This window comes from Roseateles oligotrophus, from assembly GCF_025717515.1.
Lineage (GTDB): Bacteria > Pseudomonadota > Gammaproteobacteria > Burkholderiales > Burkholderiaceae_C > Paucibacter_A > Paucibacter_A oligotrophus.
Window position 1 is genome coordinate 588,485 of the sequence record NZ_JAJIRN010000002.1, and the last position, 12,507, is coordinate 600,991.

Below are 12,507 nucleotides of genomic sequence, written 5' to 3' on the forward strand. Positions count from 1 at the left end.
TCAATTACCTTTTTTCTTCGGATGTTTATGCGAATGGCCATGAGCTTGCGGACCAAGGCCATGGGGGTGTTTCTTGCTGCTATCGGGCGGTGGCACGGCGCTGCCAGCCTTCTGACCCAATCGACTCTCGGTCCCCTTCAGCAGCTTCTTGATATTTTCGGCGTGCCGCCAAACCAAGAGCAGGCCGATCACGATCAAGACGCCGACGATAGGGCCGCTGCCCCAGATCATCATCTGATAGACCGGCGCAAAGGCAGCGGACACCAGCGCCGCCAGTGAGGAATAGCGCGAGAAGTAGGCAATGATGGCCCAGGTAGCCAGCGTCGCCACCCCCAATAAGGGGTTCAAAGCCATGATCACGCCGGCTGCCGTGGCGACGCCCTTGCCGCCCTTGAAGCGGAAGAACAGCGGCCACAGATGGCCGAGAAAGGCCGTCAGTCCCACCAGGGCTGCGCTGCCTTCACCCAGGCCGAAACGTGCGCCGAAGAGCAAGACCAGCAGCACCGCCACATAACCCTTCAAAGCATCGAACAACAGCGTCAGCACGGCGGCAAGCTTGTTGCCCGAGCGCAGCACATTGGTAGCACCGGGATTGCCCGAGCCATAACTGCGCGGATCGGACAGACCCATCAAACGACTGATGATGACGGCAAAGGACAGCGAGCCGATGAGGTAGCCGATGATGCCGGCCAGCAGGGGGAAAAGTAGATCTTGCATGGGGCGCTATTGTGGCCGCATTGCGCTTAAATTTTTCTCGATCCATCCGACATTGCGGGCGAGCACGCAATGCGCCTAGTCTGCACCGGCGCAGCTGACCGCCCTCGCTCCCAGCAAATCGGGCAGGATTTTCGGGTCGATGCCGACCAAAAAACCGCGCCGACCGCCGTTGATACAGATGCTGGGCAGCGCCAAAATCGTCGCCTCAACAAACACCGGCATCGCCTTGCGCAAGCCGAAAGGCGAAGTGCCTCCGACCATATAGCCGCTATGCCGCTGCGCCACCTCGGGCTTGCAGGGTTCGACCTTTTTACAGGGGATTTGGCGCGCCAAGGCCTTCAAACTGACTTGCGCATCGCCATGCATCAACACGATCAAAGGCTGCGCTTTTTCATCCTGCATCACCAGGGTCTTGATCACCTGATGCTCGAGCACGCCGAGCTGACGCGCCGACTCTGCGGTACCCCCGCGCTCGACGTAATCGTAAACATGCTCGGCAAAAGCTATTTTGTGTTGCCGCAGAAATTGCGTCGCCGGCGTCTCGCTGACATGGGTGTTTTTCTTGGCCATGGAATGATTTTCGCCCAAGTCGAACAACGGGCCACCGGACTCAACGTTAGTGCACAATCGTTCCACTTCAACGCCACACGGCTTCAGCGTGCCTCACCGTGAAAGCTCATTCTTTTGCGTGCTTTGCCTTCTTGCTATTGCCCGGTGTGGCCGGGGCGATCGACGTCCGAATGGCATTCGGCGAAAAAATTCCGCCCTTTTGCTTCCCCGAAACGAATTCGGGCATAGAGCTGGAGGTGATCGGGGAAGCGCTGGCCTACAAAGGCCATGTGCTCAAGCCCGTCTACGTGCCGTTTGCTCGAATTCCCCTGTCATTCAAGGACAAGACCGTCGACGCCGTCATGACCGATCTGGGCCAAGATCTCGGCTCGGTCGGCGGCCATTACGGCGCGCCGGCGGTCATTTACGACAATGTTTTCATCACCCTGCAAAGCCGTCAACTGCACCTCAAGAGGCCTGCCAACCTGCAAGGGCTGAGCGTCGTGTCGTTTCGGGGCGCGGCCGCAAGATACCCGAATTGGTTGAGCGAATTGCAGGGTTCGAGGCATTACACCGAATTGAATGATCAAGAGGCGCAGGTCAAGACCTTGATGAAAGGTCGCTACGACGTGGTGCTGAGCGACCGCAACATCTTCAAGTACTTTGCCTTGAAGCTGAAAAAAGATGGCTTTGAAGTAGCGCCGGTGCAAGAGCATCCCTTCACGACCGTCAACCCGCAGGACTATCGCCCGATTTTTCGTGACCCCAAGGTACGCGATGACTTCAATCTGGGCCTCAAACAGCTCAAGGACAGCGGTCGGTTCCAGGCGATCTACGACAAGTATTTGAAAGAATAAAGCGGCTTGCCGTCAGAATCGGGCCTGCGCAAATTCCCCATCATCAAGACCTGAACCTTCATGACAACAGCCAAGCCCGAACTGACCCGCACCATGCTCACCGTGCTGAGCATCGCCCTGTTGATGTTCACTTCGCTGTGGATACTGTCGCCTTTCATCGGTTCACTGATCTGGGCCACCATGATCGTGGTGGCGACCTGGCCCATGATGCGCGCCTTGCAGCGCCGTTTGTGGGGGCGCCGAAGCCTGGCCTCGCTGGTGATGGTGTTGCTGCTGCTGCTGGTCTTGTTTGTGCCCCTGACGATTGCACTGACGACGGTCGCCGCCCATGCCGACCAGGTGGTCACATTGATCAGCTCATTGAGTGTGGCCGACCTGCCTCAAGCCCCGGATTGGCTGGCCTCGGTGCCGCTCGTTGGTGAGAGCCTGACCGTTGTCTGGCACCGTATTACCGTCGACGGCATCGCTCCTTTGGTGGCCCTGGCCAAACCATATATCGGGGTTTCGGTCAAATGGACCGCGGCGCAAGCCGGCAACCTGGGCTTGATCGGATTGCAATTTTTGCTAACTGTCGCCCTCGCCGGCATTCTGTACAACAACGGCGAAACCGCCGCTCGCACGGTGCGGGGCTTTGGCCGCCGACTGGCCGGTGAACAAGGCGATGAAATGATGACCTTGGCGGGCCAAGCGATTCGCGGCGTGGCCATGGGCATTGTCGTGACCGCCTTGGTGCAATCGGTCTTGGGTGGTCTGGGTTTGTGGGTCGCCGGTGTGCCGGTGGCCGGTTTGCTGACCGCCGTGATGCTGATGTTGTGCCTGGCGCAGATTGGTGTGTTGCCGGTGCTGGTGCCGGCGGTTGCCTGGCTGTACTGGGGCGGCGACAACGTCTGGGGCACGCTGCTTTTGCTCTGGACCATGGTGGTCGGCACGATGGACAACTTCCTGCGCCCCTGGCTGATCAAAAAGGGGGCCGATCTGCCGCTGCTCTTGATCTTCGCCGGCGTCATCGGCGGCCTTTTCGCCTTCGGCCTGGTCGGCCTTTTTATCGGCCCTGTCGTGCTGGCGGTGACCTACACCTTGCTGGACTCCTGGATTGGTGACGCCCGGCCTGCAGCGGACATCAACGCTTCAGGGTCTTGAGCGCCGCACCGCGCACCTCAAAGCGCAGTTGCTGCAAGACCTGACCCTGCGCGCCCAGCAAACGCAATTGATGCTGGCCCGGCCAAGGCGCCCAAGACCAGTGGCTGCCCGTTCCGAGCACCCGACCGTCCAACTCCCATTGGCCGGCCTGGCCCTCAAAGCGGATCATTTGGGCCTGTGGCGGGATGTCGGGGTCGAGCGCGTAGATGCTGCCGCCCAGCGGATTGCTGATACCTGATCCGCCATTTGAGCGCATCAAGGCGGTCGCCCGAATCTGCGTTTGCTCGGTGCCTTTGATGAACCATTCCGGCCGCGCCGGCTCGCGTTCCGCCTCGAACACAAGCTGCCGCTGCAACACGCCAGGCGGCGGCCGCGGTGGCCTTGAGGCTTGTCCCTGGTGCAAATAGTGAGCCAGCTTGGCCCAGATCGGCGCGGCGCCGCTGACCCCGCTGACCCCATGCATCGCCTCGCCGCTGGCATTGCCGACCCAGACACCGATCGTGTAATGCTGCGTGAAACCCAGGCACCAGTTGTCACGCATGTCTTTGCTGGTGCCGGTCTTGACCGCCGCAAAGCCGGCCGTGGCCAGCACGCTGTCGAAGCCGAAGGTGCGGGCGCGCGCGTTGTTATCGGCCAGCATATCGGCGGTGATGAAGCTGGCCGCCGCCGTGCTGACACGGCGCGGCGCAGAAGCGCCTCGCTCGCTCAAACGCAGCGGCGTGAACTGCCCTCCATTCGCCATTGAGCGATAGGCATTACTCAGCGCCAGCAGGCTGACATCGGAGCTACCCAGCGCCAGCGAGAGGCCGTAAAAGCCGCTGGTCTCGGGCAAGGCCAGGCCCAGCGCATTGAAGCGCTCGAACAGACTTTCAGCACCTAACATCGCCGTCAAGCGCACCGCCGGCACGTTGAGGCTGTTGCCCAAGGCACTGCGGGCCGACACATAACCCTTGAACTCATGGTCGTAGTTCTGCGGCAGATACAGGCCCGCCGGCGTGCTGATCTGCGCCGGGGAGTCATCCAGCAGGCTGGCCGGCGTGATCAAGCGCTTCTCCAGCGCCAGTTGGTAGATGAAGGGCTTCAGGGTCGAACCCGGCTGGCGCCTTGCCAGCACCCCGTCAACCTGGGCCGCGCTCGACAGCTCCCCACTGGAGCCCACCCAGGCCAGCACCTGGCCGCTGGCGTTGTCCAGCACCAACACCGCGCCGTCCTCGACATTGCGGCCCGACAACTCGGCGAGCTGCTGTTTCAGCAGCGTCATGGCATAGCGCTGCAGGCGCGCGTCGAGGCTGCTGCGTTGCCGGGCCGGGCCGTCGGCGCGCAAGACCTGGCGGGCGAAATGCGGCGCCAGTTGCTCGCCCAGCGGCTTGGCCGGGCGGCGCGCCAGCAAGGCTTCGGTGTCGCCCTTGAGTGCCGCGCAGCCCTGCGCCTGCGCACGCCCCATCAGCCGCAGCAAGCCGCAGGCGCGCTGGGCCAAGAGCGCGGGTGAAGCATTCGGCGCGCGCAGCATCGCGGCGGCCAGCGCCGCTTCTTCCGGGCTGAGGCCGACCGGGTATTTACCGAACAGCGTCTGCGCAAGCGCATTGATGCCGACCAGTTCGCCGCGAAAAGGCACGCTATTCAGGTAGGCCTCAACAATCTGCGCCTTGCTCCATTGACGCTCCAGCCGCCCGGCCAGCCAGACCTGGCCGAGCTTTTGAGGCAGGCTGCGCCCGCTCGCCGGGCGGGCCAAACCCGCATCGATCAAGCCGGCCAATTGCATCGTTAGGGTGGACGCACCGCTGGTGCGCGTATTCCACAAATTACCCCAGGCACTGCGTGCCACCGCGCTCCAGTCAACGCCGCTGTGCTCGTAAAAACGCTTGTCCTCGCCCAGCAACAAGGCCTGCAACAAGGCCGGCGACAGCTCGTCCAGCCCGACCCAATCGAGTGCGCGGCGTTGGTGATCCAGGCGCAGCGTCTGCAGGGCCTCGCCGCTCGCCGCCAGCAAGGTGAAGTCCGACACCCGGTGCGCGCTGCGCAACTGCTCGAAGCTGGGCTGGGCCAAGGCCGGCCCGGTCAGCCCTAGCCCTAGCCCAACCCACAGGGCCAACAGGCCGAACCAGCGTCCGATCAAGGTGCGACCTCCAGCGCCCCCTGCGGCAATTCGCCGAACTGCTCCGGCGCGTAAAGCGCTTCGGCACGCGTGCCCGGCAGTAAGAAGCGCCCGGCATTGTTCAGCCGCAAGGTGTACTCGAACTGATGCTTGCCGCGCGGCAAGAAGTCGAAGTAGCCGCGCCAGGCTTCAAAGCTGCGCTCCTCATAAGTGGGCCGCCGGCCGGTCAACGCCGGCCCGCTTCCAGACGCCTGCAAGGCCAGGCTCGAATCGCCGCCCAGGCCCGAGCCCATGATCGCAGCGCCGGCCGGCAGCGGGTCGGACAGCACCACCCAAGTCATATCGGCTTGCGCGTCCAGCTTCAGGCGTACCCGCACAAGGTCGCCGCGTGACCAGCGTCCGGCCAGTTTTTGCTCAACCGGCAGCAACTCCCGCGTGATCCGGTAGCCGGCGCTCAAGGGTTCCTTCAAAGGCAAGGCGGCCAAGGACTGAATCGTCACCCAGGGCTTGCCCGCACCTTGCTGCCGAAGATTCAACTGCCCCTCGCTCCAGGGCAGCAGCAAGGCCGCCCCATCGGGTTTGCTGCTCCAGTCCTGCGTCAGCTTGAGCTGGCCAAGCGAAGCCAGCGTCTGACCGGACGGCTTGACCGACTCGAAGCGTGCCGCGAACTTATCCAGCGCCAACACGCCCCAGAGATTGGCCGTCGTGGTCGCCCAGGCACCCCTAACTTGACGGCCCAGCAGACCTTGCAGCAATCGCGGCAGCTCGTCCTTCCAGCTCGGATCTTCCATTGCGGCCAGCAGCAAACGCGCCGCGTTGCCGTCAGCACTGTCCATCAGCCACCACCAGGCATCCTCATCTTCGTTGCTGAAGCTGAGCCTTGTGCCCGCGTAGTTGAGCCGGCTGCGCAACAGCGCTTGCGCCTCATTGATGCGCTGCTCACGCTGCGGCGCCTTGAGATTGCGCCGGTGCAAGCTCAGCCAGTCGATCACCGCCGCCGTCGGCCAGGTCGACAAGTTGCGGCCATCGACCGTGCCCATGCCGGCCAGGCTGGCCCGCCCATAACGCGACAAGGCCTCCAACGCCGCCAAACGCCGCACCTCGCCGTCCAGCTGGGCGCTGCGAGGCGACCAGCTCTTGCGCAAGACGCGGCCCTCGACAAAGGCAGTCAGGCCGTCCAGCATGCGCTCTCTTGACGCGGCCGGCAGCTCGCGCCCGGCCTCATGTGCGGCGGCCAGCACATAGGCCGTCAACCTGTCACTGCCGCCGGCACGCTCGGCCTCGGTCGGCGGGAAGAAGCCGGCCAGCCCGTCGCCGTCCAGATAGCCGGGCAGGCGATTCATCAGCGCCTGCCAGCGCACAGCGTCATGCAGGCCGATCGCCACCGAGGTCTGTTGCTCAAGGCAGTTGTAGGGGTAGCGCTCGAAGAAACGTTTGGGGCCGGGCAGATCGCCGCCCAAACGGGCCTGCAACAAGACGTTGACGCCGCCGCGTTTGATGCCGATCGGCGGCCAAGCATCCACCGGCGGCGCCACGGCCTGGCTCATCGCGCCATCCAGCTGGCTCAGGCTGGCTTGCAAAACTTGCACGGGCACGGCGGGCAACACCCGCTGCTTGACCTTCAACTGATCCCGCGCCGAGCCGCCAATTTCCTGCGCCTGAGCCTGCCACTCCAGCTCGCCCTCGCCTTCAGGCACTTGGATCTGCCACAGCAGCTCGCGGGCCGCGCCTGCCGCCAGGGTCAGGTCTTGCGCTGGCAGGCTCTTGACCCGCTCCGAGGCCTGCAAGGTCACCCTCAGCTTCATCTCGCGCGCCGTGCTGTTGCGCAGCGTCAGCGCGCCCTGGAACTGGTCGCCCTCGCGCACCAAGGGCGGCAGGCCGGACAGCAATTGCAGATCCTGCGTCACCCGCACCGAGGCTTGGCCGCTGCCGAATTTCTGCGCGCCCGCGTCGGCAATCGCAACCAGCCTGAAGCTCGTCAGTGAATCGTTCAAAGGCACTTCGATCACCGCCTCGCCCTGCGCGTCAAGCTTAACCACCGGCCGCCACAGCAGCAAGGTATCGAACAACTCGCGCGTCGGCGCGCGCCCGCCGCCGCCGCCCGCCGCCACCGCCTTGCGGCCGTAATGGCGCCGGCCAATGATTTCACTCTGCGCGGTGGCCGTCTCCACGCCCCAGCCGCGGCGCTGAATCAGCGCTTGCAACAAATCCCAAGACGCATTGCCGCGCAGCGCCAGCAAGCCCTCATCGACCGCCGCAAACGCCACTTCGGCATCGGCCAGCGGCCGGCCGTTCTGGCTTACCTTGACGCGCGTCTGCACGGTCTGGCGCACGTTGTACTGCGGCTTGTCGGTCGTCACCTTCACTTGCAGCTGATGCTCGGCCAGGCCGACTTGCAGCTCAGCCACGCCGAGCTTGAAGGACGGCTTGGCCAGATCCACCATCGCCGTGGGTGCAGGCATAGCGCGGCCCTCGCGCCAGGCTCGCCACCAATCCACCGGCGCACGCCAACCCCAGCGGAAGAAGGAATACCAGGGCACTTCAAACACCCGCCCGCGTAGCGCCAACACGCTGACATAGACGTTAGGCGCCCAAGCCTTGTCAATTTTTAACTCAATGGTGGGGTCGCTGCCGCGCAGCGTCACGACCTTGGTTTCAATCACGCCCTCGCGCTCCACCGCCACCAGCGCGGTTGCTTCCCGGAACGGCATGCGCACCTGCAGCCGCGCCGTTTCGCCCGGCTCATAGCGTTTCTTCTCGGCCAGCACATCGATGCGGTCATCATTGTCTTGCTCGAACCACAGCTCACCCTGGCGGGTCAGCCAAACATTGCTGGCCGCCTGCACCGGCCGGCCTTCTCCGTCTGCGGCCTGCGCCACCAACTCCACCTCGCCGGCCACCTGCAGCTTGGCCTCGCAGGCCAACAGGCCTTTGTCGTCACTCTTACCGCTGCACAACACGCCGAGCTCCTTGACCTCGTTGTGGTTGTCATAGGCATAAAAGCCGCCGACCATGCGCTTGCGCGTGCTGATCAATTGATTCAAACGCGCCTTCACCTCGATCGCCTGGCCGGCCAGCGGTTTGCCCGCCGTATCCAGCGCCAGCGCGCTGAAACTCAGCTTGCCGTCGGCATTACTGACCCAGCCCTTGCTGCGCATACCCAGCACCACCTTGGACGGCCACAGCGGCAGCAGTTGCGCCACCGTCTTGGTCTCCCCGTTCGGGTCTTGATAGCTCAGCTCGGCCAGCAGCTCGCTGGCGCGCGCTATCTTGGGCAGCGGTTTGAGCAAGAATTCGGCCGCGCCGTTGCGGTCGGTCAAGCCGGCCAGCTTATCGATCACCAATTTGCCGTCGCGTTGGACCGGGCGCCCTTCGCCCTCGCTTTCGTCTTGTTCCTGATAGCTCGGCTCGGCCGCATTCGCGCCACGTTCACGCGGCGGCTCAAACGAGAATTCTTCGAAGCCGGCAAAGCTCAAGGCGCGCGGCCGCAACATCGCGCTGAGTTTGAGCGGCGCCTGCGCCAGCCCGCCGCCGGCCATATAGTTCATTTGGGCCGTCATGCGCAGCTCGCTCGGGGCCACCGGCAGCGCCTTGGGGCCGCTCAGGCGCGCGTCAATCAAGGGCACGCGGAATTCCTCGACCCTGAACTCGCCGCTGGGCCAGCTGCGACCGCGCTCTGACCCGCTCTTGCCGCGCTCCAAGCTGATCAAGTAACTGCCCAGTTTGGCGTTAGCCGGAATCTGCCATTGCGAACCGCTGCTGCGTGCTGTTGGCCAGCTCAGCGGCAGCTCGATCTGCTGCCCCGTGCCTTGATGCGTCAGTTTGGCGCGGTCGGGCAATTGCTCGGGCTTGGCCAGGCTCAATCCTTGAGCGGTCTCGAGCCGGAAAAAATGCTTCATTGACACCGTCTCGCCGGCGCGCAGCAGGCTGCGATCCAGGACCGTGTGGGCGCGCGCATCGGGCTCGGGGCCATTGGAGGTCGGCAGGCCGAAGCGCCAGTTCTCGATGCCACGGTTCCAGTTGCTGAACACGAAAGCCATGTCGGCGGGCTTCTGGATATCGGCATCTGCCTTGCGCGCGGTGATGAAGAAACCCCGGTCGGCCACGCAGCGCCTGTCATTCCAATCCGGCTGCACCAGCGCCAGCGGAACCTTCGCCAGGCCTTGGCTGTCGGTGCGCCCGCTCCACAGCGGCTTGCCGGCGCAGTCATTGACGACCACATCCGCCTGCGGCACCGGCCGGCCACGGTCCAGCGTGGTCACCCAGACAACGCTGTTCTCACGCCCCCATTTGAAGTGCACTCCCAGATTGCTCACCAGCACGCCGGTGCGCACATACATCTTTGCTTCCTTGTCCAATAAGGAGCGTCCAAGCTTGGCAGAACTCAGCTCGACCACGTGATAACCGGGCTCGGCCAGGGGCAGACCGATCACCTCGAAGGGCCGCGCTTGCGCGTCCGCGGCCAGCGGCGTTGGCGGCAGCGCCAAGACCTGCGTGCCGGGCTCACGCGGCAGCAACTCAACCTCGCGCGTGTGGACATAGCGCGTATTCGTTTGACTATGTGGCTTGCCTGCTTCGTCCACCGTCTTGACCGTCTCCTCCCACAGCGCGGGCGGCAGGCCCAGCTCGCGCGCCGTCATGGTGGCCTCGTGGTAACGCTTTAGTTTGGCGTACCAGGCCAGCACCTCGGCGTCGGTCTGCAGGCGTTTGACGCGGATTTCACCCGGCGACTTGCCGGCATTTTTGTCGGCGCCCGCCCAATCGGCCTGCACATGGCGCATCGTGATCGGCAGCAAGGCAGGGCCGTCGGCGTCGCGCTCGATCACGCCAAACGGCGCGGCGGCAAACTTGGCCAAAGGCGGCGCGGCTCCGGTGGCCAGCTTCAAGGGGAAGCTCGCCGCGTTGCTCAACACGCGGCCGCTGGCATCCTTCAGACCGGCCGGCAACGAGAGCGTGAACTGCGCGTTCTCGGCCAAGGGCGCGGGGAAACTCAACTCGCTCAGCTCGGGCGCCTTGTCATCCGCTGCCAACTTGGGCGCCAGCAATGCACCGCTTGCCGGCTTGAGCCGCACCTGCAGCGCCAACTCGCGCGGCACCGGTTCGCTGAACAGCAGGCGCAGCGGCCGCACCGGGATGCAAGGCGCATTGGCACGCTCACGCTCGCAAGAAAAATCCGCCGTGAAGGGGCGGCGCACCTGGTACTGATAGCGCTGGGTTGCGCCCGCCTTGCCATGGCTCCAAACCAGATTCAGTTTGGCTCCGGCCGGCAGCGGCCGTTGGCAGTGCAGCAGCCAATGCCGTTCGATGTTCTTGACGATCCGCTGCGACTTCATGACAGCTGCTCGCGCGGCGTCGTCCGCTATCAGCGCCGGCAAGCGCTCACCCAGACCCTCGACTTCGCACCAAGCGCGTTTGGCGACTTCCGCTGCGCTCAAGCCACCGTTCAGCTTCAACAAGAAATGCTGATCCTCTTCAATCTGGCTGCCCGACCAGGGCCAGGTCTGAAGAACGATCGCTGCGCCAGTGCCAAAGGCAAATTCACGCGGGCCGGTGATGGCGCTGGCTATCGGTTTGAAGTCGTCCTTCAGCAAGATCTGGCACTTGAGGCCGGCTGCCAAGGGCTCATTCAAGTCGAACAACCATTCACGCGCAGTCGACCAACGCGCGCTCCCGCTCGGCTTGACGACACCCGCGGCGTCGCTGCAATGCAAGCTGGCCGGCGCCGGCAAGCGCGGGTCACCGGCGGCCACCACCGCCTCGGAAAAGCCCAGTCTGATTTGCCTGACTTCGGCCACTTCGCCGCTCGGGCTGACCGTTACCGTGGTGGCGTGAGCGCAAGTGATGGCCAGCAACCAGAGACCCAAGCCCTTGAGCAAGGCCGCCACCGCAGAAAATTTTCCATTCCAGCGCATCATCTGCCCTCCCAGGCCATTCCTGTGCAGCGGCGAGTCTAGTGCCAAGTGGGCCAGCGGCAAAAAAACAATGCGAGCTCTTATCAACGGCTCGCCGGCAAGACATGTCAAGAATTGCGCCTATCGGGTGCAGACCTTCGATGCCCCCAGCCAATCCGTCGTTCATCGCATAGACACCCGGGAACAGGTTCGAACAATTTAATATGCCCTTTTGCATGTTTCTACCGGCATTTATCCGGTTCCGTCATGTCTAAGTTCACCCCCATTCAAAGACCCAATTTGGGCACCAAGCTGGCGGCCGGCATGGCCATGCTGATGCTGATGCTGATGCTGATGCTGCCCGCTCTGGCCGCAGCGCCGCAGCGCAAGACGGCCGCGCCGGGCTTTTACACCCACATGCTGGGCGACTTCGAAATAACCGCCCTGACCGACGGCACTTCGCCGCTGCCCGATGTCGATTTCGCCACCAACCTCAGCCCTGAGGACCGCGACTTGATCTTGGAACGCAACCACTTCAAGCTGCCCAGTCATTTCGCCACCAACGCCTATTTGATCAATACCGGCGCCAAGCTGGTCTTGGTGGATGCGGGCATGGGGGTCTCCAAGCAAAAAGACTGGGCCATGGGACGCCTGCTCGGCAATCTGCGCGCCGCCGGCTACGAGCCCGAGCAGGTCGACGAAGTACTGCTCACCCATATGCATCCCGACCATGTCGGTGGCTTGCTGCTTGACGGCAAGCCGCTCTTCCCCAACGCCCTTGTGCGCGCCGATGTCGAAGAGTTGCCGGCTTGGCAAAAGCGGGCCGAAGCCGGCGACGCCCAGGCCAAGCTGGTGGTGGCGCGGCTCAAACCCTATGTGGACGCCGGTCGATTCAAGCCCTTCGCCGCGGATACTGCCCAAGCCGAACTGCTGTCCGGCGTCAGAGCAGTCGCGGCGCATGGCCATACCGCCGGTCACAGCTTCTTCGCGATCGAAAGCAAGGGGCAAAAGCTGATGCTTTGGGGAGACCTGATTCTGAGCGATGTGCTGCAATTTGCGCGCCCCGATCTGCGGCTGGACCTTGAGCATGATGCCGACGCGATCTTGCTGGTCCGCCAGCGCGCCTATGCAGAAGCAGCGGCGCAGGGCTATCTGATAGGTGCCGCGCATATTTCTTTTCCCGGCCTCGGGCGTTTGCGCGCCGACGGCAATTCCTACCAATGGCTGCCGCTGATCCACAGCAGCCAGCCTTGAACGC

Annotated in this window: 7 protein-coding genes; 3 read left to right on the plus strand and 4 right to left on the minus strand. The window is 63.8% G+C overall.

Going from position 1 to position 12,507, the window contains the following annotated elements; translation table 11 throughout:
- Positions 1–717: a glycerol-3-phosphate 1-O-acyltransferase PlsY gene (plsY, locus tag LNV07_RS05920; protein ID WP_263570240.1), complete on the minus strand. Its 717-nt coding sequence runs from the start codon at positions 715–717 to the stop codon at positions 1–3.
- Between the two features lie 75 nt (positions 718–792).
- Complete coding sequence (locus LNV07_RS05925) at positions 793–1,287, minus strand: aminoacyl-tRNA deacylase (RefSeq protein ID WP_263570241.1); 495 nt, start codon at positions 1,285–1,287, stop codon at positions 793–795.
- A gap of 98 nt (positions 1,288–1,385) precedes the next feature.
- Between LNV07_RS05925 and LNV07_RS05930 the strand changes: the two genes are divergently transcribed.
- Together LNV07_RS05930 and ydiK are read left to right on the plus strand one after the other, a co-directional pair.
- Positions 1,386–2,123: a substrate-binding periplasmic protein gene (locus tag LNV07_RS05930; protein ID WP_263570242.1), complete on the plus strand. Its 738-nt coding sequence runs from the start codon at positions 1,386–1,388 to the stop codon at positions 2,121–2,123.
- A 60-nt stretch (positions 2,124–2,183) separates the two neighbouring features.
- Entirely contained in the window at positions 2,184–3,263 is a 1,080-nt protein-coding gene (ydiK, locus tag LNV07_RS05935) for an AI-2E family transporter YdiK (RefSeq protein WP_263570243.1), read from the plus strand.
- On the opposite strand, the gene pbpC is transcribed toward ydiK, so the two are convergent.
- Together pbpC and LNV07_RS05945 are read right to left on the minus strand one after the other, a co-directional pair.
- The gene (pbpC, locus tag LNV07_RS05940) at positions 3,244–5,379 is read right to left on the minus strand and encodes a penicillin-binding protein 1C (protein ID WP_263570244.1); all 2,136 of its coding nucleotides are present in this window, start codon (positions 5,377–5,379) and stop codon (positions 3,244–3,246) included. The two genes, ydiK and pbpC, sit on opposite strands and share 20 nt — an antisense overlap.
- A complete protein-coding gene (locus tag LNV07_RS05945) occupies positions 5,376–11,273 on the minus strand; it encodes an alpha-2-macroglobulin family protein (RefSeq protein WP_263570245.1) in 5,898 nt (1,965 codons plus the stop codon). The genes pbpC and LNV07_RS05945 overlap by 4 nt, the downstream gene beginning before the upstream one ends.
- 243 nt (positions 11,274–11,516) lie before the next feature.
- On the opposite strand from LNV07_RS05945, the gene LNV07_RS05950 reads away from it, so the two are divergent.
- Positions 11,517–12,503: an MBL fold metallo-hydrolase gene (locus tag LNV07_RS05950; RefSeq protein ID WP_263570246.1), complete on the plus strand. Its 987-nt coding sequence runs from the start codon at positions 11,517–11,519 to the stop codon at positions 12,501–12,503.
- The last annotated feature ends 4 nt before the right edge of the window (positions 12,504–12,507 follow it).

Excerpts from the sequence above, each read along its gene's own strand:
- plsY (WP_263570240.1), bottom strand. The coding sequence starts at position 717 with ATGCAAGATCTACTTTTCCCCCTGCTGGCCGGCATCATCGGCTACCTC.
- LNV07_RS05925 (WP_263570241.1), bottom strand. The coding sequence starts at position 1,287 with ATGGCCAAGAAAAACACCCATGTCAGCGAGACGCCGGCGACGCAATTT.
- ydiK (WP_263570243.1), top strand. The coding sequence starts at position 2,184 with ATGACAACAGCCAAGCCCGAACTGACCCGCACCATGCTCACCGTGCTG.
- LNV07_RS05945 (WP_263570245.1), bottom strand. The coding sequence starts at position 11,273 with ATGATGCGCTGGAATGGAAAATTTTCTGCGGTGGCGGCCTTGCTCAAG.
- LNV07_RS05950 (WP_263570246.1), top strand. The coding sequence starts at position 11,517 with ATGTCTAAGTTCACCCCCATTCAAAGACCCAATTTGGGCACCAAGCTG.